At 61.8% G+C, this 24,984-nt stretch carries 23 protein-coding genes and 1 tRNA gene; 12 read left to right on the top strand and 12 right to left on the bottom strand.

Features of this window, described 5'->3' with window-relative positions; all coding sequences use genetic code 11:
* Positions 1 to 838 precede the first annotated feature (838 nt).
* The 3 genes from DOM36_RS01660 to DOM36_RS19930 all read right to left on the bottom strand — a co-directional run bounded on the left by DOM36_RS01660 (position 839) and on the right by DOM36_RS19930 (position 2,013).
* Positions 839 to 1,315: a hypothetical protein gene (locus tag DOM36_RS01660; RefSeq protein ID WP_075569172.1), complete on the bottom strand. Its 477-nt coding sequence runs from the start codon at positions 1,313 to 1,315 to the stop codon at positions 839 to 841.
* A 132-nt stretch (positions 1,316 to 1,447) separates the two neighbouring features.
* Positions 1,448 to 1,633, bottom strand: coding sequence for a hypothetical protein (locus tag DOM36_RS01655; RefSeq protein ID WP_144076834.1), 186 nt, complete (start codon positions 1,631 to 1,633; stop codon positions 1,448 to 1,450).
* Positions 1,634 to 1,638: 5 nt separating this feature from the next.
* Positions 1,639 to 2,013 (bottom strand): hypothetical protein, encoded by a 375-nt coding sequence (locus DOM36_RS19930; RefSeq protein WP_157958525.1) that lies wholly within the window; start codon positions 2,011 to 2,013, stop codon positions 1,639 to 1,641.
* Positions 2,014 to 2,594: 581 nt separating this feature from the next.
* Here DOM36_RS19930 and DOM36_RS01650 point away from each other — a divergent pair.
* From DOM36_RS01650 to DOM36_RS01640, 4 genes are all read left to right on the top strand, one after another.
* Positions 2,595 to 3,740 (top strand): AI-2E family transporter, encoded by a 1,146-nt coding sequence (locus DOM36_RS01650; RefSeq protein WP_075569174.1) that lies wholly within the window; start codon positions 2,595 to 2,597, stop codon positions 3,738 to 3,740.
* A gap of 220 nt (positions 3,741 to 3,960) precedes the next feature.
* Complete coding sequence (locus tag DOM36_RS20390; RefSeq protein ID WP_232823694.1) at positions 3,961 to 4,752, top strand: TolC family protein; 792 nt, start codon at positions 3,961 to 3,963, stop codon at positions 4,750 to 4,752.
* Positions 4,701 to 5,390, top strand: coding sequence for an efflux transporter outer membrane subunit (locus tag DOM36_RS01645; protein ID WP_232823698.1), 690 nt, complete (start codon positions 4,701 to 4,703; stop codon positions 5,388 to 5,390). The genes DOM36_RS20390 and DOM36_RS01645 overlap by 52 nt, the downstream gene beginning before the upstream one ends.
* Positions 5,391 to 5,500: 110 nt before the next feature.
* Positions 5,501 to 5,576: transfer RNA gene (locus DOM36_RS01640), tRNA-Thr, on the top strand.
* Between the two features lie 172 nt (positions 5,577 to 5,748).
* Here the strand turns inward: DOM36_RS01640 and DOM36_RS20550 are convergent.
* Positions 5,749 to 5,871, bottom strand: coding sequence for a hypothetical protein (locus DOM36_RS20550; protein WP_279626529.1), 123 nt, complete (start codon positions 5,869 to 5,871; stop codon positions 5,749 to 5,751).
* Between the two features lie 191 nt (positions 5,872 to 6,062).
* Between DOM36_RS20550 and DOM36_RS01630 the strand changes: the two genes are divergently transcribed.
* Positions 6,063 to 6,599, top strand: a complete 537-nt coding sequence (locus DOM36_RS01630; RefSeq protein WP_110640839.1) for an HPP family protein — start codon at positions 6,063 to 6,065, stop codon at positions 6,597 to 6,599.
* A gap of 156 nt (positions 6,600 to 6,755) precedes the next feature.
* Complete coding sequence (locus DOM36_RS01625) at positions 6,756 to 7,091, top strand: hypothetical protein (protein ID WP_110640837.1); 336 nt, start codon at positions 6,756 to 6,758, stop codon at positions 7,089 to 7,091.
* 62 nt (positions 7,092 to 7,153) lie between these two features.
* Here DOM36_RS01625 and DOM36_RS01620 read toward each other — a convergent pair whose 3' ends face one another.
* Positions 7,154 to 7,420 (bottom strand): hypothetical protein, encoded by a 267-nt coding sequence (locus DOM36_RS01620; RefSeq protein ID WP_075569223.1) that lies wholly within the window; start codon positions 7,418 to 7,420, stop codon positions 7,154 to 7,156.
* 422 nt (positions 7,421 to 7,842) lie between these two features.
* Between DOM36_RS01620 and thpD the strand changes: the two genes are divergently transcribed.
* The gene (thpD, locus tag DOM36_RS01615) at positions 7,843 to 8,793 is read left to right on the top strand and encodes an ectoine hydroxylase (RefSeq protein WP_110640835.1); all 951 of its coding nucleotides are present in this window, start codon (positions 7,843 to 7,845) and stop codon (positions 8,791 to 8,793) included.
* A 205-nt stretch (positions 8,794 to 8,998) separates the two neighbouring features.
* Positions 8,999 to 9,661: a fumarylacetoacetate hydrolase family protein gene (locus DOM36_RS01610; RefSeq protein ID WP_110640833.1), complete on the top strand. Its 663-nt coding sequence runs from the start codon at positions 8,999 to 9,001 to the stop codon at positions 9,659 to 9,661.
* 77 nt (positions 9,662 to 9,738) lie between these two features.
* Here DOM36_RS01610 and speA read toward each other — a convergent pair whose 3' ends face one another.
* The 3 genes from speA to DOM36_RS01595 all read right to left on the bottom strand — a co-directional run bounded on the left by speA (position 9,739) and on the right by DOM36_RS01595 (position 13,261).
* Positions 9,739 to 11,649: a biosynthetic arginine decarboxylase gene (speA, locus tag DOM36_RS01605; RefSeq protein WP_075569226.1), complete on the bottom strand. Its 1,911-nt coding sequence runs from the start codon at positions 11,647 to 11,649 to the stop codon at positions 9,739 to 9,741.
* A 184-nt stretch (positions 11,650 to 11,833) separates the two neighbouring features.
* Complete coding sequence (locus DOM36_RS01600) at positions 11,834 to 12,790, bottom strand: homoserine kinase (RefSeq protein WP_075569227.1); 957 nt, start codon at positions 12,788 to 12,790, stop codon at positions 11,834 to 11,836.
* Between the two features lie 165 nt (positions 12,791 to 12,955).
* Entirely contained in the window at positions 12,956 to 13,261 is a 306-nt protein-coding gene (locus DOM36_RS01595; protein WP_232823693.1) for a DUF2782 domain-containing protein, read from the bottom strand.
* Positions 13,262 to 13,504: 243 nt separating this feature from the next.
* On the opposite strand from DOM36_RS01595, the gene polA reads away from it, so the two are divergent.
* From polA to nadA, 3 genes are all read left to right on the top strand, one after another.
* Positions 13,505 to 16,282, top strand: a complete 2,778-nt coding sequence (gene polA / locus DOM36_RS01590) for a DNA polymerase I (protein ID WP_075569303.1) — start codon at positions 13,505 to 13,507, stop codon at positions 16,280 to 16,282.
* 109 nt (positions 16,283 to 16,391) lie between these two features.
* Positions 16,392 to 17,807 carry an NADP-dependent phosphogluconate dehydrogenase gene (gndA, locus tag DOM36_RS01585; RefSeq protein WP_110640829.1) on the top strand — a complete coding sequence of 472 codons (1,416 nt, stop codon included), beginning with the start codon at positions 16,392 to 16,394 and terminating at the stop codon, positions 17,805 to 17,807.
* Between the two features lie 13 nt (positions 17,808 to 17,820).
* Positions 17,821 to 18,870 (top strand): quinolinate synthase NadA, encoded by a 1,050-nt coding sequence (gene nadA, locus DOM36_RS01580; RefSeq protein ID WP_110640827.1) that lies wholly within the window; start codon positions 17,821 to 17,823, stop codon positions 18,868 to 18,870.
* Between the two features lie 72 nt (positions 18,871 to 18,942).
* Here nadA and DOM36_RS01575 read toward each other — a convergent pair whose 3' ends face one another.
* Positions 18,943 to 19,707 carry a MipA/OmpV family protein gene (locus DOM36_RS01575; RefSeq protein ID WP_110640825.1) on the bottom strand — a complete coding sequence of 255 codons (765 nt, stop codon included), beginning with the start codon at positions 19,705 to 19,707 and terminating at the stop codon, positions 18,943 to 18,945.
* A gap of 265 nt (positions 19,708 to 19,972) precedes the next feature.
* On the opposite strand from DOM36_RS01575, the gene DOM36_RS01570 reads away from it, so the two are divergent.
* A complete protein-coding gene (locus DOM36_RS01570) occupies positions 19,973 to 20,461 on the top strand; it encodes a hypothetical protein (protein ID WP_110640823.1) in 489 nt (162 codons plus the stop codon).
* Positions 20,462 to 20,522: 61 nt separating this feature from the next.
* Here the strand turns inward: DOM36_RS01570 and DOM36_RS01565 are convergent, their stop codons facing one another.
* From DOM36_RS01565 to DOM36_RS01555, 3 genes are all read right to left on the bottom strand, one after another.
* Positions 20,523 to 22,610 carry an HlyD family efflux transporter periplasmic adaptor subunit gene (locus DOM36_RS01565; protein WP_223162347.1) on the bottom strand — a complete coding sequence of 696 codons (2,088 nt, stop codon included), beginning with the start codon at positions 22,608 to 22,610 and terminating at the stop codon, positions 20,523 to 20,525.
* Positions 22,611 to 22,741: 131 nt separating this feature from the next.
* The gene (locus DOM36_RS01560; protein ID WP_110640821.1) at positions 22,742 to 24,085 is read right to left on the bottom strand and encodes an HlyD family efflux transporter periplasmic adaptor subunit; all 1,344 of its coding nucleotides are present in this window, start codon (positions 24,083 to 24,085) and stop codon (positions 22,742 to 22,744) included.
* A 3-nt stretch (positions 24,086 to 24,088) separates the two neighbouring features.
* Complete coding sequence (locus tag DOM36_RS01555; protein WP_110640819.1) at positions 24,089 to 24,952, bottom strand: efflux RND transporter periplasmic adaptor subunit; 864 nt, start codon at positions 24,950 to 24,952, stop codon at positions 24,089 to 24,091.
* Between the last annotated feature and the right edge of the window lie 32 nt (positions 24,953 to 24,984).

Genomic DNA, 24,984 nt, shown 5'->3' with positions numbered 1-24,984 from the left:
TCGAGTGTCGAGGTGGAGTGAGCCATGAACGACAGTCACGGCGTTCTACGAGGTGGGGGGAGTCGCAGGAAGTGATAACCGACCTTTGATGATCGGCACGCGTCTAGCGAGAATCCGAGCAGATCGTGATCTTGAGTATGGGCGCTGGTTGGCGAATTAGCGAATGCTCACTTTTCGGATGCCCCGAGATTTTCCTGCCGGCAAAGGAGAAATCGCGCGTAACGTGGCGAGGTCACCGATGCTGTCTCGATCCGATAGAATCGAATGGATGATCGGGAATCGAATTCTGCCGATAAGAGTATTGGTCGGCGCCGATAAAAAGAACTAGCTTCCTGATTCCGAGTCCGCCTGCAAGGTCTCGGCTTCCCCATTAGTGTCGTTTTCTCTCGTTTGAACACAGGAGCCCATGTCTCCAAGGAAGTCCTCGGTGAAGATCACGTCTCACGAGCAGCGGCTGCTCGTCCCTAGAAGAACGAATGTTCCCGTGGCAGGAAGCCTTAACGCCAAGGCGATAATAAATAACGTCCCCCTCGGCACGCTAAAGACAAGAATCAGGAAACTGATCGACAGTGGCATCGAGCGCGAGCGGGCAATCGAGATCGCGTTGAACCGGCCCATTGGCCCTCAGGGCAGACCACGCAAGCAGGACTAAAAACCCGGCTAGCCGTATCCAAGCGCTACTGATATCGAATTGAGTGCGAAATGACGCGCTTGTCGGCGTTTTATTAAGCAGCGCTTAAGCTAAGCTGCGCTCGGTTTCGATTCCCGCGAAACACATTTGGCCCCGACTCGGTTCGGGGCTTTTTTTATCAACCGAGCCGACGGCAGACGCGTCGGTTCAGGCTCTGAGCCAGGCGTAAAGCAGCTTGTAGAAGGTTTCCTCATTCAGAGGCACGTACTTGGACAGGTCACGCTTCTGGCCGAACTGCAGGTCGGTGAAGTAATACTCCCCCTCGGACTCGATGATCTCCTTGATGTCGTCTTCGTCCGATGAGGCAAACAGCAGTACGCGATTGCCGTGAAGGTACTGTTCTTCCGGTTCGACGTGCAGCTTGCAGCTACCCAGCGAGATGGTCAGTTCGCGCAGGGTCAGCTCGAAGGTCTCGTCGAATTTCTCGAGCGTGTGAGAAGTATCTTCGTAGCGAACGTCGATGCCCTCCATTTCCAGCGCCGCGATCCACCCCTCGATGTTGCTCTGCAAGACGCGCAACTGCTCCTTGCAGGTATTCAGTTCCTGTTTGAAATCCGTCAGCTGCTGCTGGCAGTTGAGAATCTCGTCCTTGATATAGCTTTGGAGTTGCGCGATATCGACCATGATGACCCCCTTGCATCGATCCCCTGCGGGCCCGATGTCTATAATAGTCTGCTGACGACAAAAAACCGCCTGTCGCAGGCGGTTTCGAAGCTGTGGCTTTGACGACGACGGTTCGAAAGACGTCGATGTCGATCAGGCGGCCGCCGGATGATGGCCGAGGCGGGAGCGCTGTATTGCGCTCAGCGCTTTCTCCAGATCCAGCGTCTTGCACTTGAAGGCGCTGCAGTTGGCACAGCGGACATTGGCGCCTTCGCTGGCGTTCACCGGCAGATAAAACTGCTGGTGCGAACAGACCGAACAGCTAAGTTCCAATGTCACCCGGATCATGCCGTGGCCCTCAGGGTGGGGTAGTGATCGTTCAGGGGACGATTTTCTCGTGCCATTTTCAGTGTCAGACTGCGGCACTGATTGAGAATCTGCATCGAGTAGTTGGGAGCGTGCGAGTCCGTCCAGTGACCCACAGTGTCGAGAAAATCTCCGCATTCGGAACAACTGATTTCGTCCCAGTCCTCCAGTGCTTCGACTGAAACCGATTGAGCGTTACCGCAGCGGGTGCATGAGATAGTGTCTTTCATGATCAGCCCTCCCTGGCTTGAGTTGGTCGATCGACCAACCAGAATGGTGGCAATCCTTGCCGCTTGATGCTGGGCGTCCTTGCCCGGTGCTGCCCGGCTTTCCGTGCCGGCTGACAATTTCATGCTGGCACACCCCGCTAGTGCTGTACAAGCCTTGTACGAGAAGCCGTGTCAGGCTAAGTTATCCTGCGTTAAATTTTGTTCACTAAGCCGCTGAATCCATTGGGACGGCAGCACTCGCGAATTTTGAAAACTTTTGTAATTCCGCCATGTCGTGTCCGCGGTGTCGTCAGTTCTTCAATGAAATCCGAGGACTACGACGAATGGATGGGGTGGGGCGTCACCGTTCTGTCATCGAGATCAGTCATGCTGGGACGGCAAGAGCCAGGTAGGCGACGATATCATCGGCAGGGAGGCAGGGAGGCAGGGAGGCAGGGAGGCAGAGAGCAGGAAGCTCGTTCGAGTGGACAAGGAAAGGTTTCAGGACCAGCGCTCAGCCGTGAGGCTTGGCGCTTTCCTGTCCATGTCCCCCTACTGTCCGTGTGATCGTTCCCGTGCCCTTGTTTTCGAGCCTCGCTAACGCTGACTTTTACCGGATTCGTCACCAATACGTTGGGGAATGCGGTTACCTGCATTCTTCACTAAACGTTTGCACGCTGTGACCGCTATGCTTGGTGAACAAGTCCCTTCGATTCGGAATCCTCATGAGTTCTCTGAGCCAGCACAAAGCGTTCATCCTATTGCTGACGCTAGTGTCCATCGCCTTCGTCTGGTTGTTGTTGCCGTATTACGGTGCCGTGCTGTGGGCCGTGATTCTGGCAATCCTGTTTCAGCCCATGCATCGTCGACTGGAAGCTCGCCTCGAAGGCCGACATAACATCGCGGCGCTCATCAGCGTGCTGGCCTGTCTGTTCATCGTCATCATTCCGATGTCACTGATCTTCGGTGCCCTGGTGCGGGAAGGCGCCAGCGTCTACCAGCGCGTGGGCAGCGGGGACATCGACTTCAACGCCTATATTCAGCAGTTCCAGAGTTCGCTGCCGACATCGGCACAGACCTGGCTCGGTGACGCCGGCTTCGGGAGCCTGTCCGATATCAGCAATCGCCTGGCATCCGCACTCGAACAGGGCAGTCGACTGATCGCCACGCACATGTTGAGCATCGGCCAGAACACGCTTCAGTTCCTGGTCAGCTCCGGCATCATGCTCTATCTGCTGTTCTTCATGTTCCGGGACGGCCGCTCGCTCGGTCAGCATATTCGTATCACGATCCCGCTGAGCGACGAGTACACCTACAAGCTGATCGACAAGTTCACCGCCGTGGTGCGCTCCACCGTCAAGGGCAATGTCATCATCGCCATCGTGCAGGGCGCGATCGGCGGCGTGGCGTTCTGGGCATTGGGCATCGAAGCCGCGCTGCTGTGGGGCGTGATGATGGCGTTCCTCTCGCTGCTGCCGGCGATCGGCTCGGCCATCGTATGGGTGCCGGTGGCCACCTATCTGTTGATCACCGGCGCCTACGTCAAGGGCGCGATCCTGATCTTCGTCGGCGTGGTGGTCATCGGCCTCGTCGACAACTTCCTGCGTCCGCCGCTGGTCGGCAAGGAGACCAAGCTGCCGGACTACGTGGTGCTGATCTCGACGGTCGGCGGGATGACCCTGATGGGCATCAACGGCTTCGTACTCGGCCCGTTGATCGCGGCGCTGTTCATCGTTGCCTGGTCGCTCTATCGCCAGGAGCAGGAGGAAGCCGCCAAACTGCCACCGGGCGAGACGGCATCCGCGGACTCGTCTGCTGAAGCCGGGACAGAGAACGGCTCCAGGACCACGCCGGAAATCCGGGAGTATTGATGCGATAGCTGTCTGGGCGGACTGATTGTTAATATGCTAACTAAATCGCTGCGCCTGGCTGCGCTCTCTTCGGGCCACATCCCAGGCAGCATCATTACCAGACAGCTTTATTACCCAATAGCATCAGTACCAGGAAACGGATGTCCGACTCGATTCGACTCATGTGTGGCACCGCCCGGTGGATTGGCGGCGCCACGATCGCGGTAACCACACTTGCAGGTTGCGCCAACTACGCCGGTATCGAACCGCAACAGACGCTGACCCCATCAGCCGCCTGAGTGCACAGCAGATCCTCGGCCATGCGCCGGTATCGCCGGCGGCGTGGCCCGAGGCCGATTGGTGGAAGCAGCTCGGCGACTCCGAACTCGACGACCTGATTCAGGAAGCGCTGGGCGACTCACCGGATATTGCAATCGCCCAGGCGCGGCTGCGTTCGGCCAACGCCGCCATCGCCTCGGCGAAAGCCAGCCGGCTGCCGAGCCTGGATGCTTCCGCCGACATCTCGCGATCTCGGGTGTCGAAAGTCGAGGATCCGCAAGGGCAGGGCAACTTCTACTCCACGTCTCGCTCGCTGTTGGTGTCGTTCGACTATGACCTGGATCTCTGGGGTGGCACCCGTGCCGCGTGGGAAGCCGCGCTCGGCGAAGCGCGAGCGCAGGAGATCGAGTTTCGCGCCGCCGGGCTGACGCTATCGGTCAACGTGGCGCGAGCCTACGTCAGTCTGGCCGATGCCTACGCCACCCGAGACGTGGCCCAGCGCCAGCTGGATCGGGCGCAGCGGATCAACGACATCAACGACGAACTGCTTCAGGCCGGCTTGAACAACCAGTCGCAAAGCCTGCAGTCCAGAGTGACCGCCGCCAGTGCGCGCCAGGCCGTGGAATCCTCCGAACAGTCGATCCGCAGCGAACGCATTTCGCTGGCGATTCTGCTGGGCAAGGGCCCGATCGCGGGGAGGCGATCCCCCGGCCCACCGCGCTCTCTCCCGCCATCGCCGCGCTGCCCAGCGTGATTCCCGCCGAGCTGATCGGCCATCGGCCGGATGTCGTCGCCGCGCGCTGGCGGGTCGAAGCCGCTTCCAAGAGCATCGAGGCAGCCAAGGCCCGGTTCTATCCCAACATCAATCTGTCGGCGATGGCCGGGTTTCGCTCGGTGCTGGGCGACTACTTCTTCAGCGAAGCGGCGAAGTCCGGCAGCGTCACGCCGGCGATCTCGCTGCCGATCTTCGACGGCGGCCAACTGCGCGCCAATCTGGAAAGCACCGACGCCGACTACGATTTGGCGGTGGCGCGATACAACCAGACCATCGTCTCCGCGCTGGGCGAAGTCGCGGACGACATCACCACGCTGCAGTCGCTCGACCGCCAACGGGCGAGCCAGCAGAACGCGCTGGAGAGTGCCCGTTCCGCCTACAGTCTGGCCGAAGAGCGCTACCGCGCCGGCATGGCCGATTATCTCGACGTGCTCAGCAGCGAGCAGCAACTGCTCTCCGCCGAGCAGAAGCTGAGCCAGCTCGACACCCAGCGCCTCGACCGCTCGGTTCAGCTCGTCCAGGCATTGGGCGGCGGCCTGTCGCTGGATAACGGCGCAGCGCAAGGTGACGGCGGAATCGCCCCCGCGCCCGGCCCCGACGCAACCCCCTTGGATTGACTGCGGGTGACACCCAAAGCCTCAACGCCAACCGTCTGTTTCACGACGATTTGCGGATGAGGTTTCCAGTTGTCCGTCATGGCGTTGATGATTATCATAGGCGCCGCCTGGCCGGTATAGCTCAGCTGGCAGAGCAACGCATTCGTAATGCGTAGGTCGGTGGTTCGAGTCCACTTACCGGCACCAGGTTTTCCCTCGTTGTTAATCACTTACGTACATCCCCAATACCGCTTTCAGCGGTTTTTTCGTGTCTGGCCTCTATTTCGTCAACAAAGTGTTGGTATCGGATTTGGCCTCCTGCCAGCCTGCTCTCCTTGACCTTGCTTGCGCTCTACTTGGCACCTCGGCTTTCAAGCATTTAGACCCAATGCGATGTGTAGCGGATGTCGGTGCTCTCGATATGGTACCCGGCGAACATCCGCCGGATGTCGGGGTGGTCGTTGAGGCTGATGATCGCCTTGCCCTTGAGCTTATCGATCACCTCTGCCGTCTGCTCGTACTCTTCGATGCCAAATGGAATGCCATATCCCTCGGACTGCCAGTAGGGCGATAAACCGTAGCAGCGAGAATCAGGCTGCAGCGTCGCACGCTAAATCCATCGCCAAACGCCATTTGGTGAGATCGTCACCCGGTGGCAAGATAGCGCTCCTTTTTACCGGCTTTGGCACCACGATGGTCAAACGATATCTCGGCAAGATGAAGGGCTCGCCACCGAGCCGACCGGCACCGGACTGGCGCGATGCGATCTGGTCCTGGCTGGGGGCGTTTCTGGGTATGGCCGGCGTGGGTTGGCTGAGCTCGCAGTCGCTCCAGGCGCACGCATTGTTGATGGTCGGCTCCTTCGGCGCGACCTCGGTGCTGCTCTACGCGGCGCCGGAAAGCCCGCTGGCCCAGCCGCGCAACGTGCTGTTCGGCAATGTGCTGTCGGCGCTGTGCGGTGTGCTGGTGTGGAAACTGCTGGGCGATAGCTGGATCGCGGCGGCGGTGGCGGTCTCCACCTCCATCCTGCTCATGCAGATGACCCATACGCTCCATCCGCCGGGCGGCGCGACGGCGTTGATCGCGGTGATCGGCTCTCAGGAGCTGCACACGCTGGGCTGGTCCTACGCGTTCTTTCCGGTGGCGACCGGCTGTGTGCTGATGCTGCTGATCGCGGTGCTGATCAACAATCTGGCGCGGCATCGGCGCTACCCGCTGCACTGGTGGTAAACCCGCTCTCTTCACGGGGGCTCACGCTTCTCGCATTCCCGGTATGACACCTTTCAGGCGGCGGCGGGGCGTGGCTCTCTCTACACTCGGGGTTTTCGTCACGATTTCCGTTCGAGCGGCGGGTCGACACTGGCGGATCGACAAGGCGGGGATGCCATGAAAACCCTCGGATACTGCATGACCGTTGTCTGCGTGATGAGCGCAAGCCTGATGGGAAGCGTTGCCTGGGGCAGTGGGGCGGACGCGCAAGCGCCGATGAACTGCGCCAATTTCCGCTGCCACTTCGGGGATGTGCCCAAGGCCGACCCGCCTCTGATCGCCGCGCCCTTCGTCTCGTTCTATCGGGACGAGGTGGTCAAGCCGATGCGGCCTTATCACGACTGGGAGCCCACGGCACGCAAGTTGCCGAATGCTCGCGCTGGCAGGCGAAACGTTGCCGGGCAAGCGGATAAAGCGCGCGGTAATGAAGAGACGTCGTTATCGAAACATTGAGGGGCACGCGAGTTGCCCGACGCTGACACTTTGCGCCACTGATGCTTTTGCAGCGCCGACGCTCAGGCGGCGTTGGCGCGATCCTGCCGCAACCGTTCCTTTCTGGAAGGGTGCCTTTCATCCCGGCTGTTGCTATCTCGACTACTGCTATCCCTGCTGTTTCTATCCCGATTCAGGGCGATCATGGTGTTTTCCAGATCGGCCGAATAGCACTTGAACGCGGTGCAGTTGGCGCAGCGAATCTGCTGTATCTCCTCGGCGCGCACCGGGAGAAAGAACTGGTCGTGATCGCAGATCGAACAGGTGAGATCGAGCGTGACGCGAATCATGGCGCATCCCCTGAAGGTTGAGGAAGAAACGGCGAGGGCGGGAGAAGCGCATGGCCGCCGCCTGGAGGCCGTAGTGTGGCGTCGCCGTATGACGCGATGATGAAAGCCGCCATTCGGGATCGGGTCGGCATGAGATTGGGTCTGACGACAATTCGGCATTAATTGATTTACGTTATCGTGGCCGTGATCGGTGACTGTCACCGTGAACACCCTCTGGAAAGGCGCCGGCGATTCAGACTGTCGGAGTATTGAAATTCCCGAACGCTTTTCTAGGATGAGTATCCCTTTGGAAGATAACTGAGGATCCTTTGACCCTTTCCTAAGCAAGTTTAGTGCGACGCACTATCGCAAAGCACTATCCCGTTAGTGCATCGCACGTAGGACTGGATCTGAACCCTGATCACAAACTTGGAGGTGATTGGATGTCAGTACAGACCGCATCCCCCAAAACTCGAGACGCCACGTGGACGAAGCAGGATCGCTATCCGACACGTTTACGCCAGCCGCAGGAAGCGCTCTGGCAGCCGCGTCAAGAGGAGGTCGTCAAGGGCCGCCATCTCGATGGCCCGTTGAGCGACGCTCAGTTGAACCGTTTCGAACGCGACGGTTTCCTTTTCGAGCCCAATTTTCTGGGCGAGTCCGAACTCGACGAGTTGCGGAAAGAGCTCGCGATCATGCTCGACCGGGACGACTTCCGTGATCGCGACTTCTCGATCACCGAGCCGCAGAGCCACGAGATCCGCTCGCTGTTCGCGATCCACCATCTGTCCCGGCGCTACGATGAACTGGCGAAAGACGAGCGCCTGATGGGCCGTGCGCGACAGATCGTCGGCGGCGACGTCTACGTGCACCAGTCGCGCATCAACTACAAGCCCGGCTTTCACGGCAAGGGCTTCAACTGGCACTCGGACTTCGAGACCTGGCACGCCGAAGACGGCATGCCGGAGATGCATGCCGTCAGCGCCTCCATCGTGTTGACGGATAACCATCATTTCAACGGCCCGCTGATGCTGATTCCCGGTTCGCACAAGGTGTTCGTGCACTGCCTGGGCGAGACGCCGGACGACAACCACAAGCAGTCGCTGAAGCAGCAGGAGCTCGGCGTGCCGAGCAACGATGCGCTGCGCGAGTTGATCAAGCAACGCGGCATCGAAGCGCCGACCGGCGCCGCCGGCGGGCTGTTGCTGTTCGATTGCAACGCGCTGCATGGTTCCAATGCCAACATGTCGCCGGACCCGCGCAGCAATGCGTTCTTCGTCTACAACCGTCGCGACAATGCCTGCGTGCAGCCTTTCGGCGCCAGAAAGCAGCGTCCGTCGTTCCTGGCGCATCAGCCGGACGAGGTGTGGACACCGCAGCTGGACACGCACTGAGCTGGCGCCTGGCGGTGGTGCCGAGAGTCATTGAACGTCAGTGACTCCCGGCTGGCCGGGCAGATGCCACAAGCCGCCGTTGGAGGTAGACTCGATGAGTTGCCGCCAGCGGCGGCTTTTTTGCGTCAAGCGGTTCGATTGTCTTGGAAGCTGGGTTTCCATTTAGAGATTCTCAACGGTCATCGCCATTGCTCTGGAGTTCGACATGCCTTTCACCACCCGATTCATCGACGGTCTCGAGACCGGTCTGCCGCTGGGCAAGATCCTCTGCGTGGGGCGCAACTACGCCGAACACGCCAAGGAGCTCAACAACCCGGTTCCTCAGTCGCCTATCCTGTTCATCAAGCCATCGACCAGCGCCGTCGAGCTGGAAGACCCGATCGAGCGCCAGTTCGCGCATGGTGAGGTTCATTTCGAGACGGAACTGGCACTGCTGATCGGCGAGCGCATGAGCGAAGTGAGCGCAGACGAGGCGATGAGCGGCGTGATCGGGGCGGGGCTGGCGCTGGATCTGACGCTGCGCGACGTGCAATCCCAGCTCAAGGAGAAAGGGCATCCGTGGGAACGGGCCAAGGCCTTCGACGGTGCCTGCCCGATCTCGCGCTTCGTACCGGTGGAGGGCGATGTCGACTGGAACGCGGTCACCTTCCATCTCGATATCAATGGCAAGCGCCAGCAGAGCGGCCAGACCAGCGATATGCTCTTCGCCATTCCGGCGCTGCTCGAGGAGATGACCCGCACCTTCACGCTCGAGCCGGGCGACGTGATCCTGACCGGCACGCCGGCTGGCGTCGGCCAGCTGCCACGCGACGCCGTGCTGGGGCTGTCGCTATCGCTGGGGCTGGATGTCGGTATGCGCACGCGCTAGGTTCGGCGAAGAGCAAAAAAACCGCGACGATGTCGCGGTTTTTTCGTTTCGGGGCAAGCCGATGATGTCGCGGCCCATCACTCCAGGTAGGTATAGCCGCTGAGGCCCTCCGACAGTTCGTTCACGAACAGCTCGCGCTCCTCGACGGACAGGGAGCTGGCGATCAGTTGCTCGGTAAGTTTCTGCTTGAGCGCTTCGGCATCGAAGTTGACGTAGCCGAGCACATCGGCGACGGCATCACCCTGCTGGACGTGAGAAAGGCGCCATTCGCCGTTCTCGTCGAGGGCCACGTCGACCGAGTCGGTGTCGCCGAACAGGTTGTGCAGGTCGCCGAGAATCTCCTGATACGCGCCGACCAGAAACAGCCCGATGAGCTTGTCGTCGTCGTCGTCCCACTCCGGCAGCGGCAGCGTGCTCTCGAGCCCCTGGCCGTCGACGTAGAGATCGATCCGGCCGTCGGAATCGCAGGTGATGTCCTGAATCACGCCACGCCGGGTCGGTTCGCGATCCAGGCCGGTCAGCGGCAGCACCGGGAAGACCTGATCGATCCCCCAGACGTCCGGCAGCGACTGGAACAGCGAGAAGTTGGCGAACAGCTTGTCGGCGAGCTTTTCGGCCAGTTCGTCGGCGATTTCCCGATGCGCGCGATTACGGTTGTCGAGACGCTTGTGCAGGCGCTGGCAGGCGGCGAAATAGACCGACTCGCCCTCGGCGCGGGCATGCATGTTGGCCAGCCCCAGCACGAAACGATCCTGCAGTTCGCCGACCGCCTGGACCACATCGTGGTAGGCCTCGACCAGATCGCGCGGTTCGCGCATGCCTTCGAGCCGGTCGTAGACGCGCCACAGCTCGGCGACGTGGGCATCGCCCTCGACCCGACGCTCCGGCTCGATATGGCCCAGGCGCTCCTCGCCGATCACGTTGGTGACCAGCACCGCGTGATGCGCGGTCAGCGCGCGGCCGGATTCCGAGATCAACTGTGGGTGCGGCAGGTTGTGGGTCTCGCAGATCTGGCGGAAGGCCCACACCACGTTGGTGGCGTACTCCTGCATCGAATAGTTGATCGAGCAGAAGCTTTGCGAGCGGGTGCCTTCGTAATCCACGCCGAGGCCACCGCCGACATCCACCGTATCGATCGGCGCGCCGAGTTCGCGCAGGCTGTGATAGAAGCGGGCGCATTCGCGCAGCCCCCGCTGGATATCGCGAATATTGGCGATCTGCGAGCCGAGGTGGAAGTGCACCAGCTGCAGGCAATCCAGCGCGTCTGCCTTGCGCAGGCGTTCGGTGATCGCCAGCAGCTGGCTGGCGGTGAGGCCGAACTTGGACTTTTCGCCGCCGGTATCCTGCCACTTGCCCTTGCCCACGGAAGAGAGCCGCGCACGCAGACCGATGCGCGGTTTGACCTTGAGGTTTTCGGCCTCTTCCAGAATCAGGCTCAGCTCCGAGTACTTCTCGACCACCAGATAGACCTTGTGGCCCAGCTTCTCGCCCATCAATGCGAGACGAATGTACTCGCGATCCTTGTAGCCGTTGCAGACGATCAGCGACGAGCCTTCGTCGCCGGAAAGGGCGAGAACCGCCATCAGTTCCGGCTTGCTGCCCGCTTCCAGCCCGACACGACCGCGGCCGCGCTCCTGGGTGGCGAGAATCTCCTCGACCACGCGGCGCTGCTGGTTGACCTTGATCGGATAGACCGCCGTGTAGCTGCTCTGGTAATCCTCCTCCTTCATCGCGTGATCGAAGGCCATGCAGAGCTGTTCGACGCGATCGTGAAGAATGTCGATGAAGCGCACCAGCACCGGCAGGCGCAGCCCGGCGTCGCGCAGGCGATCGACCAGGGTGTCGAGCACCAGTGTCGGGCCGGGGACTTCACTGCCCAGCGGGCGGACCAGCGTGCGGCCCTCGTCATCGACATCGAAATAGCCGCTGCCCCACTGATCGATATTGTAGGTACGGCGAGCCCGTGCAGCGGGTGAAGGATTCGTCATGACGCTCTCCGGTCGGCCGGCAACAAAACAGAAAACAGATAGCCCCCGGCGTGAATGGTGACGAAAAGGCCGGGAACGCGAATGGCGCGCATTATGACGGCGCGGGAACGCTACGACCACTGAATGTCAGGGAAAAGCTAGTCGAAAGTCGCCATCGGTAAAGCCTTTGAGGTGAAAACCACGATCATTCGCCAGCGAGGGGCAGCGCCGGCACGCGGCCGTCGAGCCGTCTGCCCAGCAACATGCGAAAGCGCGCCGGGTCGTGGGGCGTGATGTCGTGGGCCGGTGGATCGACATGGATCACCAGCAGCCGCGACAGCCAGTAGCGCAGCGCCGTCAGCCGCAGCATGTTCGGCCACAGCTTTCGTTCCTGCTCGGTCAGCGGGCGATGCGCGAGATAGGCGCCGAGGATGGCGGCGTAGCGCGCCTCGTCGATGTCGCCGTCGGCATCGCTGGTCCAGTCGTTGATCACGATCGCCAGATCGAACAGCAGATCGCCGGTGCAGCCATTGTAGAAGTCGATGATGCCGCCGAGCCGGTCGCCGTCATAGAGCGTGTTATCCCGGAACAGGTCGCCGTGGATCGCACCCTGCGGCAACGCGATATCGGCGAACGCCTGGGCATGGCCGGCAATCTCGCGGCTCATCAGCGCTTGGTCGTCGTCCGACAGAAACGGCAGCACTTCGCGATGACGCCGCGTGAGCCAGTCGAGATCCCGCGGATTGGCACGTTCGCCGGTGAAGTGCTGCGAGGCCTGATGCATCCGACCCAGGGTATCGCCGAGTGCGGCACACTGAACCAGGTTCGGGGCGCTGGGGTGGCTGCCCGGCATGCGCGGAAACAGCAGGGCGGGGCGGCCGGCCAGGCGCTGCAGCGCGACGCCGTCGCGATCGTGAACCGGACCCGGCACCGGCAGCTGTCGCTCGGCCAGGTAATCCAGCAGTTCGACGAAGAATGGCAGATCCTCGAATCCCCCCTGTTCGAACAGCGTCAGTACCCAGTCGTTCTGGTCGGTGGTGACGAAAAAGGTGCTGTTCTCGGTGCCCTGCGGCACGCCCTTGAGCGTCTGCAGGCGGCCGACGGTGTAGCGTTCGAGAAACTCGGCGACCTGATCGTCGCTCAACGGGGTGAATACGGCCATGGGATCTCGGAGTCTGGGGCGGACATTAGTGATAAAAAACCGCTGATGAAAAACCGCAGGATGAAAAAGCAGCGCGCATTGTAGCGGCTAGCGGAGCGCGCTCCCACCGGCTATTGGCTACCGGGCAGACGCCGCGTTCGATGTCCAGGCGCCCCGCGCTCGTCGTCAATCGTTCTGAACCCAGTCGGGGACCGGCACGCTGGGCGCGTCGACGCGCTTGAAGTCGCCGTCGCCATTGTCGTCGTAGAGAAAATAGATGGCGCCCTTGTCGTTGCCACCGCCGGGGACGATACGAATCGCATAGAGCTTGCCGTTGACGCGGTACTCGTCGATCGTGCGCTGACCGTCGTGGTGGGAGGTAATGCTGGGCTGCACCGCGGACTGGGCCAGGGCAGGCAACGAGACGCCGCCGACCAGCAGCGCCGTCAGCAGGGCGGGCAGCCACAGCTTCATTCGTGGCCATGAGGTCATTGGCGACCACGAGTTCATTCGCGACCACATTCTCATCGCAGACTCCTTCGCTCGCTGTGGGTTGGGGATCCACCGGGATCTGACCGGAACCTGAATCGTCCCATTGTATCGCGTTCCCCCGGCCGGACGCATGATCCGGTTGATGGCCCGATGCCCGACCGACGCATCGACCGATGCCCTGACGCCGAGCCGTGGCTTGCGTATCATGTGGGCATCGAAAGCCAGCCACGGATCACGCAGCTCATGGCAGATGCCCCCATCGTCCTCGTCGACGGATCGTCCTATCTCTATCGCGCCTTTCACGCGCTGCCGCCGCTCTCCACCTCCGACGGGCAGCCGACCGGCGCTGTGCGCGGGGTGCTCTCGATGCTCAAGAGCCTGATCAAGCAGTACCCGCAGAGCCCCATGGCGGTGGTGTTCGACGCCAAGGGCAAGACCTTCCGCGACGAGATCTACGCCGAGTACAAGGCCCACCGCCCGCCGATGCCGGACGACCTTCGCCCGCAGGTCGAGCCGCTGCACGACTGCGTCCGCGCGCTCGGCCTGCCGCTTTTGTGCATCGAAGGCGTCGAGGCGGATGACGTGATCGGCACGCTGGCACGACTGGCCACCGAATCCGGCCGCGACGCGGTGATCTCCACCGGCGACAAGGACATGGCCCAGCTGGTCAATCAGCACATCACCCTGGTCAACACCATGAAGGGCGAGACGCTCGACGTTGCCGGCGTCGAGGCCAAGTTCGGCATTCCGCCCTCGTTGATCATCGATTATCTGGCGCTGATGGGTGACAAGGTCGACAACATTCCCGGCGTCCCCGGCGTCGGTGGCAAGACGGCGCTGGGGCTGCTGCAGGGCATCGGTGGGGGGCTGGATGCGATCTATGCCGACCTGGAAAAAGTCACGACGTTGAGTTTTCGTGGCGCCAAGACGATGCCGAAAAAGCTGGAGGAGAACCGCGAGCAGGCCTTCCTTTCCTACCAGCTGGCGACGATCAAGACCGACTGCGAGCTGCCGGTGGGGCTCGACGACCTGCATCTGGCCGAACCCGATCGCGAGGTACTGAAGTCGCTCTATCAGCGGCTCGAGTTCAAGAACTGGCTGACCGAACTGCTAGAGGGCCGGGACGAAGGCGTTGATGATGTGGGGGCCGAGAACGCCGGCACATCGGAAATCGACGAAGACGTGACGCTGGCCAAGCCGGCACGTCACGACCAGACGCTGCTGACCCAGGCGGAATTCGACGCCTGGCTCGAACGGCTGACAGCCAGCGACGCGTTCTGTTTCGATCTCGAGACCACCAGTCTCAACTACATGGAAGCCGATATCGTCGGTATCGGCCTGTCGCTGGTACCCGGCGAGGCGGCCTACATCCCGGTCGGCCACGACTATCTCGACGCGCCGGCGCAGCTCGACCGAACGGCGGTACTGGCGGCGCTCAAGCCGCTGCTGGAAGATCCGGCGATCGCCAAGATCGGCCAGAATCTCAAGTACGATATCTCGGTGCTGGCGCGCTATCAGATTCGGGTCGCCGGCGCGTTGAACGACACCATGCTCGAATCCTACGTGCTGAACTCTACCGCCACCCGGCATGACATGGATTCGCTGGCGCTCAAGTATCTCGGCGAGAAGACCATCAGCTTCGTGGATATCGCCGGCAAGGGCGTCAAGCAGCTGACCTTCAACCAGATCGCGCTCGAAGAAGCCGTGCCCTACGCCTGCGAGGACGTCGATATCACCCTGCGCCTGCACCAGGCGTTGCGGCCCAAGGTGGAGGAAGCCGGACGTCTGGCCGAGGTGCTCGATACCCTCGAGCGGCCGCTGATTCCGGTGCTCTCGCATATCGAGCGCAATGGCGTGGCGCTGGACGCCACGCGCCTGCACACCCAGAGCCAGGAGCTCGAAGGACGCATTCGCGAGCTGGAGCGTGAGGCGTTCGAGCTCGCCGGCAAGGAGTTCAACCTCGGTTCGCCCAAGCAGCTGGCGGAGATTCTGTTCGAGGAGCAGAAGATCCCGGTGATCAAGAAGACCCCCAAGGGGGCGCCGAGCACGGCGGAAGCGGTGCTCGAGGAGCTGGCGCTGGACTTCCCGCTGCCCAAGCTGATCATGTCGCATCGCGGCATGACCAAGCTCAAGTCGACCTATACCGACAAATTGCCGCGGCTGGTCAATCCGATGACCGGCCGGCTGCACACCAGCTACCACCAGGCGGTGACGGCGACCGGGCGGCTGTCGTCGTCCGACCCGAACCTGCAGAACATCCCGATCCGAACGGAAGAGGGCCGCAAGATCCGTCAGGCGTTCGTGGCCCGCGACGGCTACCGGATCGTCGCGGCGGACTACTCGCAGATCGAGCTGCGAATCATGGCGCATCTTTCCGACGACAAGGGACTGCTGGACGCCTTCGCCAACGATCGCGACATTCACGTCGCTACCGCCGCCGAGGTCTTCGGCGTCGCGCTGGACAAGGTCACCACCGATCAGCGCCGCAGCGCCAAGGCGATCAACTTCGGCCTGATCTACGGCATGAGCGCCTGGGGTCTCTCCAGGCAGCTGCATATCGAGGCCAAGCAGGCCAAGGTCTATATCGATCGCTACTTCGACCGTTATCCGGGCGTCGCCAGGTTCATGGACAACATCCGCGCCCAGGCCGGCGAAGACGGCTTCGTCGAGACCGTGTTCGGTCGGCGCCTCTATCTGCCGGAGATCAAGGCCCAGAACCACGCCCGGCGTCAGGCCGCCGAGCGCACCGCGATCAACGCGCCGATGCAGGGCACCGCCGCGGATATCATCAAGCTGGCGATGATCGACGTGCATCATTGGCTCAACCCGGCCCAGGGGCAGGCGGCGTTCGACGCCTGGATGGTGATGCAGGTTCACGATGAACTGGTGTTCGAGGTCAAGGAGAGCCAGACGCAGGACTTCCTCGGCGCCATCAGTGGGCGGATGCAGAACGCCGCCCAGCTCAACGTGCCGCTGATCGTGGAGGCCAACAGTGGGGCGAACTGGGACGAAGCGCACTGAAACCTGCGCCCGGCTGCCTTACACTGGTTCGACCTGTACGGATTCGACTTACATTGACGTATCGTTTATCGCCGCGTGACGGCTTTATTTTCGCAAGGAGCACAAGGTAATGGCCAAACAGCAAATCGGTGTCGTCGGCATGGCCGTCATGGGACGCAATCTGGCGCTCAACATCGAGAGCCGCGACTACACGGTGTCGATCTTCAACCGCTCGCGGGAGAAGACCGATGAAGTGATGCAGGAAAATCCCGACAGCAAGCTGGTGCCGTTCTACAGCGTCGAGGAGTTCGTCGCGTCGCTGGAAACGCCGCGCCGCATCCTGCTGATGGTCAAGGCGGGCGATGCCACCGACAAGACGATCGCGTCGCTGACGCCGCATCTGGACCAGGGCGATATCCTCATCGACGGCGGCAACACCCCGTTCGAGGACACCATCCGGCGCAACAAGGAGCTCTCGGAAGCGGGCTTCAACTTCATCGGCACCGGTGTCTCCGGTGGCGAGGAGGGCGCGCTGAAAGGCCCGTCGATCATGCCGGGCGGTCAGAAGGAAGCCTACGACATGGTGGCGCCGATCCTCGAGAAGATCGCGGCGCGCGCCGACGACGGCGAGCCCTGCGTGGCCTATGTCGGCCCGGATGGCGCCGGCCACTACGTCAAGATGGTCCACAACGGCATCGAATACGGCGACATGCAGCTGATCAGTGAAGCCTACGCGATCCTCAAGGGCTCGCTGGGGCTGTCGAACGCCGAGCTAGCCGATATCTTCAGCGACTGGAACGAAGGCGAACTCGACAGCTACCTGATCGATATCACCGCCAGGATCTTCACCAAGAAGGATGACCAGAGCGACCAGGACGTGGTCGACATCATCCTCGACTCCGCGGGCCAGAAGGGCACCGGCAAGTGGACCAGCAAGAGCGCGCTGGATCTCGGCGTGCCGCTGCCGCTGATCACCGAGTCGGTCTTCGCGCGCTTCATCTCGGCGCTGAAGGACGAGCGTGTCGAAGCCGCCAAGGTGCTGAAAGGGCCGGCGGAGACGCCGCTCCAGGGCGACAAGGCCGAGTTCATCGAGAAGGTGCGCAAGGCGCTGTTCTTCAGCAAGATCGCCTCCTACGCCCAGGGCTTCGCCCAGATGCGCGCGGCGTCCGAGCAGTACGACTGGAATCTCGACTACGGCGAGGTCGCCAAGCTGTTCCGCGCCGGCTGCATCATCCGCGCCCGCTTCCTGCAGAAGATCACCGACGCCTACCAGGAGAACCCCGAGCTCAAGAACCTGCTGATGGCGCCGTACTTCGGCGAGATCGCCGGCAACTATCAATCGGCGCTTCGGGACGTGATCTCTCATGCGGTCCAGAACGGCATCCCGGTACCCACGTTCTCCTCCGCGATCGCCTACTACGACAGCTATCGCAGCGAGAAACTGCCAGCCAACCTGATCCAGGCCCAGCGCGACTTCTTCGGCGCCCACACCTACAAGCGTGTCGATCGGGAAGGGACGTTCCACACCGAGTGGCTGCAGGACTGACGGAGACGGATCGATGGCGGAACTGGGGCGCGAACGGGTTCGCGAGCACTTGGCGGGTAACACGCCGCCTGCGCTGGACGAGAGCGCCCAAGCGCACTATCGGGCGCGTATCGCGGCGCAGTTGAAGGCTCGCGACGCGGTGCTGGTGGCGCACTACTACACCGATCCCGAGATCCAGGCGCTGGCGGAAGCCACCGGCGGCTGCGTGGCGGATTCACTCGAAATGGCGCGCTTCGGCAAGGATCACCCGGCGACGACGCTGATCGTCGCCGGCGTGCGTTTCATGGGCGAGACCGCCAAGATCCTGAGCCCGGAAAAACGGGTGCTGATGCCGACGCTGGAAGCGACCTGCTCGCTGGATATCGGCTGTCCGGCCGATGCCTTCTCCGACTTCTGCGACCAGCAGCCGGATCGCACCGTGGTGGTCTACGCCAATACGTCTGCGGCGGTGAAGGCGCGCGCCGACTGGGTCGTGACGTCTTCCATCGCGGTCGAGCTGATCGACCATCTCGACCGGCAGGGCGAAAAGATCCTGTGGGCGCCGGACCGCCATCTGGGCAACTACGTCCGCGAGCGCACCGGTGCCGACGTACTCTGCTGGGACGGCGAGTGCATCGTCCACGACGAGTTCAAGGCGCAGGGCATTCTCGATCTCAAGGCGCTGCATCCGGAGGCCGCGGTGCTCGTGCATCCGGAATCACCGGCGTCGGTGGTGGAAATCGCCGACGTAGTAGGTTCCACCTCACAATTGATTGTCGCCGCGCAGAAGCTCGACAACCCCAGTTTCATCGTCGCCACCGACCGCGGCATCTTCTACAAGATGCAGCAACTGATGCCCGGCAAGACCTTCATGGCCGCGCCCACGGCGGGCAACGGTGCGACGTGTCGCAGTTGCGCCAACTGTCCGTGGATGGCGATGAACGGGCTCGAGAACACGCTGGCGGTGCTGGAAGACGCCAACGGCTGCGGTCAGGAAATCCACGTCGATGCCGCCATCGCCGCGCGAGCCCTCGTGCCGCTCGATCGCATGCTCGAGTTCGGGGCCGAACTCAAACGCCGTTAGGCTTTTTACGCTGGAAAACGACAGCGCCCGCTCCGGCTGACACCGGGGCGGGCGATTTTATGTCTCTACGATTTAGAAGTGGTAGTTGATGAATAGCCCGCCGCGGAACTGGGTGGAATCGCCGATATCGTCGACGATTGGGCTGTCGGCTGCGTCGCCTGTCAACTGCGTCACACCCAGCAACCCGGTGACCGACCACTGCCGCGTCACATAGTAGCTATAGGTAGTCGCCAGTCCGGCGGAGAAATAACCGTCGTTGGCGTCGTAGGCATCGATGCCGGAGCGGGCACTTTCCCGCTTCGACACGCCAAAAAGATCGTCCGCCCAGTCGGCGCTGGTATAGGTGAAGCGAGGGCCGATCGTGAATGCGGCTCGCTCTCCAACCTTGGTCACATAGTCCGCCTTGAAGCGAATCCGATAGCCGTCCAGGTCACCGGTGAAGGGCGTTTGCGCGGAAGCGCTATAGCGCCAGTTGGCGTCATTGTAATTGACGCGCAGGCCGGCGGTGGCGCCGCCGTCGACGTCGTCGAGATCCTTGATGTCATCCTCGTTTTCACGGCCCAGGGCGTAGCCGATGAACGGCGCGACGCGCCATTTGTCCTGGCGAATCACGTTCCAGCCGACACCATCTTCCAGGCTGGCGAAGAAGGCATCACCGTAAGTGAGGTTGAACGTGGGCCACGGCGTAGTGTGGTAATCGTCACTACCCAGATATTTGGGCCAGTAGGCCGCACCTCCGCCGATCGCGCCTTTTAGTTGCGGTTGCGCGGCCTGTGCCGCTGATGCTGTCAGCAACCCGAGTGCAGCGATCCAGCCATAGCGAAACATCGGTGACATGCCATTCGTCCCTGAGTGGAAGGTTCATGCGTTAGTGGGAGCCAAAACATACTTGGGGTGCCCGTAAAACACCAGTTTATCAATACGCCTTTACATCGCCTCCGAGAATCTTCGTGCTGACGATCTCCGGCGACGTGTAATCGGCGAATCCTGCTTCCCGTTGAGATGCCGCTGGCCTACGCTGAAAGCAGTAATCGGTGAAATCATCTTGGGAAGGCCGTGGGGACACGACCGATCGATAATGACGAACAACGGGGAATGACGGATGCGACTCACTTCGACGCTACGAAATAGCTTGCTGGGCAGTGCGGCGCTGCTGACACTGAGCGCCTGTACCAGCGGGCCGGTAGAACAATCGGTCACTACCTATCTGAATTGCGATGACTTGAAAACGGCCGTCGCCAGCGCGGATAACGGTTTCGACGACATCAAGCGCGGCTCCCGCACGACTCGCTACGGACAAATATGGAGAAGCTCCGCCCAGGCCTTTAATGATGCTTGTTCCATCGTTTCCGCCAGTGGACCGACTTATTACACCTGTTCGGGAAGTGTCGAATCCGATGCGGGCGAGTCGCAGTTGGAAGCGGCGAGCGACGGCATTGGTCAGTGTCTGGGATCGGCGTGGTCGTCTTCATCTCCGGCAGCGGGAGAAACCGATTTTCAGCGTCAGGATGGTAGCGGGCCGGCGCTCAAGCTCAAGAGCTTCGAAAATGATCGCGGTGCGCAGATGGTGATGATGCGGATCGATCCGTAAATCTTGAGTCAAAGCCACAGCGCCTGTCGATTCAGATGTCGATAGGCGCCACCTCTATCTCCTAAAATCCGCTCTCACGAATAAATATCGCCGCTATCCAGTTGCCAAACTGGCCTACGAGACTCTCCTGCTCAGCGTCGACATGCAGCTGGCCACGCGCCTGGCGTGACTCTGGCCAGGGAGAGTCCACTCGTGCCTTGACCGCGAATAGCGGTCGCTCCAGACGGAGTTCGCTGGGTTGGTCCCGAGAGCTTTCGGAGAGCGTGAGCGGACCGCCCTGACGATCGGCCAGCATGGGTTGCTCCAGCAAGGTACTGCGCGTCGGCGCGATGTCGATTAGCTCACCCTTGAGTGGTGCCGTCTGCCCCTCGACGAAGAAGCTGACGGGATTGCCAACCGATACACGGTGGATCTGATCCTGATCGATATAGGCCTCGATGACCCAATGCGCCGGATCCAGCAGCACGCCGAGAGGTTCTCGCGAGCTGAGCCATTGCCCCGGTGCCAGTTCCGTATTGAGTTGCTGCCATTGGCCTGGGAACGGCGCCGTTAGCGTGAGCCGGGTGATCTCTTTTTGCGAGGCTTCCATATTGCGCTTGCCCAGATTGCGGCGCGCGCGCGCGGCGCTGTCGATGGCCAGACGCTGCGGATTATCGAGAAGCCCAGCGAGTTCGGCATCGAGATTCACCAGGTGCGATTGCTGAGCGGCCAGATCCAGCTGGATGTCCGGCTCTGTCATGCGAATCAACGGAGTTCCGGAGCTGACCTGACCGTCGGGCGTGCGTTCCTGAAGGCGGGCCGGGAAGGGCGCGTAGAAGGTAATTTCGTGCTCTGCGCGGATCACCCCCGGTCCACTGACGCTGGTCCGCCAGGGAATACAGGCCAAGGCGATCAGCGCCAGTAACAGCAGCAGCCAACCCAGACGATAGCGGCGAGACACATTCTGGCGACGAGACCACCAGTGTGAGAGTTCGCGAGTGATGGGCATGATGATGAACCAGGCAATTTCGACACAGAAAAGAACGATGCCGAGTGCTTTGAAGAACAGGGCATAGACGGCGATAGCGATACCCAGAAAAAGCACCAGACGGTACAGCCAGGTCAAAAAGGCGAAGCCCACTAGGGCTGCGCGTCGGCGCGGAGGAAAAGCTTCGGGCCATGCGTCGTCAAGGCCGAGAAGACGGCGTCTCAGCCACGTCCTGGCCTGGCCGCCGGCGCGCTCATGCAGGTTGGGAAAGTCGAGCAGATCGGTGAGGATGAAGTAGCCGTCAAAACGCATGAACGGGCTGGCGTTGAGCGCCAGCGACAACACCCAACTGGTGGTGGCCAGATAGAGTAGAGCGCTATTGACGGCGCTGGGCTCCGTCAGCACCCAGCCCAGTGTGGCAAGCCCCGCCAATCCTAATTCGGTCAGAATCCCGGCCGAGGAGATCGCCAGCCGCTGCCGGGCGCCTTTCAGCCGCCAACTTTCGCCGGTGTCTGTGTAAAGCATCGGCCACAATACGATGAAGGCGACGCCCATGTGGGCCACTTTGACGCCCAGACGAGTCGCCACCAGTGCGTGGCCTAGTTCATGCAACGACTTGGCGACTACCAAGGCGCAGGCGAAGCTGACCAGACCTGAAAAGGAGAAGGCCTCGACCACCGAATGGGTAAACAGATCCCAGCGCTGCATCACCATCAGCAGGCCCGATACGGTCAATACCAGAACCAGCGCGACGCAAGTTCGGGTAAACAGCCACGGCGTGACTCGGGCGAGCCGCTGCAGTCCCCGCTGAGGATGAACCAGTGGTAGGCGGAAGAACAGATAGTGGTGCAGCCACCACGTCACACTGGCCCAGGGCGAACCCTGATTGGCCTTTGCCGCCATTTCATCGATTCGCGCGCGGTCCGGCCGCAGCAGTTGATGGCGGCCCAGAAAATCCAGCAGCTCGAGAACCTGTTCGGCGCTGGGGTCGAGTGCCGTCTGTGTGGAGACCTGCGCGCAGATCCGCTCGGGCGTCTGCCCCCAGCGCAACAGGCACTCGAACTCCAGCCAGCCGATACGATAGAAGCGATTGGTGACCGGGTCCTCGATCGACCAGACGGGTTCGCCACTGCGCCCGATACCGGCATCGACAAGCTGAAGGTCATCACGCAAAGGCGGCACGGAGGCGAATAACCGGGGATCCAGGCTCGTCTGCGGATCATCGGCTGGCGGGCGCGGCTGATCGTCCCTATTTCCAGTAACGGTTGCGGCAACCGTCGTTGCAGGATTCGTCGCGGGCGCCATGTTGGGGGTCACCACCCTGTCCAGGCGCGTAGTGCCGAAAGCGGGCGTCGCAGCAGGTAATAGCCGAGGGTGACGTCGTCACCATAGACCTTGGCGGTGCCATGCAATCCCAGCCGGGCGTGCTCGGGCTCGTCATCGATGGACGCTAGCAGCCGGTAGGCGGCAATGCCATTGTCGTCAGGCCTGGCCTGATAGCTGGTTTCTTCAATGACGCCGTGGATGGGGGCCAGCGGATAGGCGGTCAGGAACAGGGTGACATCGGCGCCAGGGTCGAGGGCGATGGCATCGGCAACGGCTAACTGGATTTCCATCTCCGGCTGAGCAGGATCGGCCAGTCGCAAGATCCGCTCGCCGATGGTCACCGGTCTTCCCTGCCAGTCGTCGATATCCCGATAGACTGCGATGCCATCGCGAGGGGCGCGAACCAGCGTCCGCGCCAGTTCGGCCTCGACCGCTTCCAATTCGGCCCGGCGCTGATCGCGCTGACCGCGCAGACGCGTCATCTCGGCCAGGCTGGTACGATCGTCAAACGCTAAACTGCCGGCGGCGTCCAGTTCCGCCTCGGCGACTCCGAGCCGCTGTTGAAGCACCGCCGCCTGACTCTTGAGGCTCGTCGTGTCCAGACGCAATAATGGCGTTCCCGCTGTCACCGCCTGATTGGGGCGAACCAGCATTTCTGCCACGACGCCGTCCAGCGGGCTGGTGACCACGATCGCATCGCGTGAAATTACCTGCGCGGGCGCTAGCGCTGACTGGCGGATCGGCACGAACATTGCCGCCGCTACGATGACGACGACCAGCCACGCCAGTCGCTTGCGTGGCAGTCTCCACCCCTTGCGGCGAGGAGTTAGCGCTTGCCAGCAATAGGCCCAGGTGGAGGCAAGCCCCGGCATCTGTTCTCGAACTGCCTGAGGTGGCGGCTGGTCGAGCAGAAAAACTGCGAGAGCGAGCCTCTCACCGCCTTGATCATGCAGCGGCACACACCAGAGTACGCTGGGCCACCATTGCGCCCATCCTTCCACAATGACATCCGGCGGCGTGAGTTGATCGCGGATCAGAACTCGGGGCGTGATGTCTTCGAACTCCTGATTCAGCCAGCGAGTGGCCTGCTTCAGCCAGTTGAGATAGGGCGTCTGCTCTTGGGGCGTCGCTAGCCCGGAGACGCACATCACGCTCGGCGAAGATGCAACGGGTACCAGCAATAGCCCTTGGCGAAAGCGCAGCAACGGATAGGGATCGTTGGCGATGGAAAACCCCAGACCAGCCAGGGTCGAGGCGGCCATGGCGCGGTCACGTAACTCGGTGACCGCCGCGATGAGCGACGGTGGACTCGGATATTCGCTGGCGCTCATCGGCTACTCTGACGGCTTGGCGACGGTTTCAGGGCTTATGGAAGAGCCGGTGGATGAGCTGACGGATGGACTCGTCGAAGAGCCGACTGAAGCACTCATCGACGCCGTCCCGGTCATGCCGGCCATAAGGTCGGCATGGGACGCATCCAATTTAGCTTCGAGCTCTACCGTTTGCGCCACCGCATCGATGCGAGCGCTGATCGCGCTCAGCGTCGCGCTATACGTCTTCCCGGTTTCATTGACGCGTACCGATAGCGCCTGACCGGTCGTCAGCCTTGGCAGCAGCTCGGAGGGGGCGGTCAGCCTTACCTTCAATGCACCATCGCCGACTAGGTCGACCAGTGCCGTGCCGGCTCCCATGGTCTGAAACGGTTTGACGTGCAGTTTGGCGATACGGCCCGAAAACGGCGCCACCAGGGTGCAGCGGTCACGCTGGGCGGCGGCGAGACTCAGCGAGCTGTTGGCCTTGTCGACATCTGCCGCCGACAGCGCGACCTCCAGGTCGCCGACGGCGTCGAGTTTGCGCAGGTTGCGCTTGGCTTTGGCGTTCAGTTTCGCCACGGAGAGTTCGGTGTTGGCAACGTCGACTCTGGCCTGCTCGACTCGACAGTCGAAACTGGCCAATACGTCGCCCTCCGCGACGGTGTCGCCCAGCGAGACGGGAAGCGTTTCCAGCGTGCCCTCCATCCGGCTCGAGAGGGTGGCCTCAACCTGTGGCGTGAGAAGTGCCCGCAAGCGATAGTCGGAGAGTGGATTCTGCGAACGAGCCTCGCTGGCCTGAACTTCCGAGGATGCCCCTGCCGACGTGGAAGCCGAAGCGTCTTGCTGAGCCAGCGCGTCAACGCCGATCAACAGAAGTGCTGTCATACAACTAGCCTGCAACAGGCGAGAGGCCGACA

The sequence above is a fragment of the Salinicola sp. CPA57 genome (assembly GCF_003206035.1).
Classification (GTDB): Bacteria; Pseudomonadota; Gammaproteobacteria; order Pseudomonadales; family Halomonadaceae; genus Salinicola; species Salinicola socius.
Note: the sequence above shows the minus strand (reverse complement) of the source record. Positions and strands in the feature narration are given on the sequence as shown.

Excerpts from the sequence above, each read along its gene's own strand:
- DOM36_RS01595 (WP_232823693.1), bottom strand. The coding sequence starts at position 13,261 with ATGACCTCATGGCCACGAATGAAGCTGTGGCTGCCCGCCCTGCTGACG.
- DOM36_RS01600 (WP_075569227.1), bottom strand. The coding sequence starts at position 12,790 with ATGGCCGTATTCACCCCGTTGAGCGACGATCAGGTCGCCGAGTTTCTC.
- nadA (WP_110640827.1), top strand. The coding sequence starts at position 17,821 with ATGGCGGAACTGGGGCGCGAACGGGTTCGCGAGCACTTGGCGGGTAAC.
- DOM36_RS01610 (WP_110640833.1), top strand. The coding sequence starts at position 8,999 with ATGCCTTTCACCACCCGATTCATCGACGGTCTCGAGACCGGTCTGCCG.
- DOM36_RS01575 (WP_110640825.1), bottom strand. The coding sequence starts at position 19,707 with ATGTCACCGATGTTTCGCTATGGCTGGATCGCTGCACTCGGGTTGCTG.
- DOM36_RS01650 (WP_075569174.1), top strand. The coding sequence starts at position 2,595 with ATGAGTTCTCTGAGCCAGCACAAAGCGTTCATCCTATTGCTGACGCTA.
- polA (WP_075569303.1), top strand. The coding sequence starts at position 13,505 with ATGGCAGATGCCCCCATCGTCCTCGTCGACGGATCGTCCTATCTCTAT.
- DOM36_RS01630 (WP_110640839.1), top strand. The coding sequence starts at position 6,063 with ATGGTCAAACGATATCTCGGCAAGATGAAGGGCTCGCCACCGAGCCGA.
- DOM36_RS19930 (WP_157958525.1), bottom strand. The coding sequence starts at position 2,013 with ATGAAATTGTCAGCCGGCACGGAAAGCCGGGCAGCACCGGGCAAGGAC.
- DOM36_RS01660 (WP_075569172.1), bottom strand. The coding sequence starts at position 1,315 with ATGGTCGATATCGCGCAACTCCAAAGCTATATCAAGGACGAGATTCTC.
- DOM36_RS01555 (WP_110640819.1), bottom strand. The coding sequence starts at position 24,952 with ATGACAGCACTTCTGTTGATCGGCGTTGACGCGCTGGCTCAGCAAGAC.
- speA (WP_075569226.1), bottom strand. The coding sequence starts at position 11,649 with ATGACGAATCCTTCACCCGCTGCACGGGCTCGCCGTACCTACAATATC.
- DOM36_RS01620 (WP_075569223.1), bottom strand. The coding sequence starts at position 7,420 with ATGATTCGCGTCACGCTCGATCTCACCTGTTCGATCTGCGATCACGAC.
- gndA (WP_110640829.1), top strand. The coding sequence starts at position 16,392 with ATGGCCAAACAGCAAATCGGTGTCGTCGGCATGGCCGTCATGGGACGC.
- thpD (WP_110640835.1), top strand. The coding sequence starts at position 7,843 with ATGTCAGTACAGACCGCATCCCCCAAAACTCGAGACGCCACGTGGACG.
- DOM36_RS01570 (WP_110640823.1), top strand. The coding sequence starts at position 19,973 with ATGCGACTCACTTCGACGCTACGAAATAGCTTGCTGGGCAGTGCGGCG.
- DOM36_RS01560 (WP_110640821.1), bottom strand. The coding sequence starts at position 24,085 with ATGAGCGCCAGCGAATATCCGAGTCCACCGTCGCTCATCGCGGCGGTC.
- DOM36_RS01625 (WP_110640837.1), top strand. The coding sequence starts at position 6,756 with ATGAAAACCCTCGGATACTGCATGACCGTTGTCTGCGTGATGAGCGCA.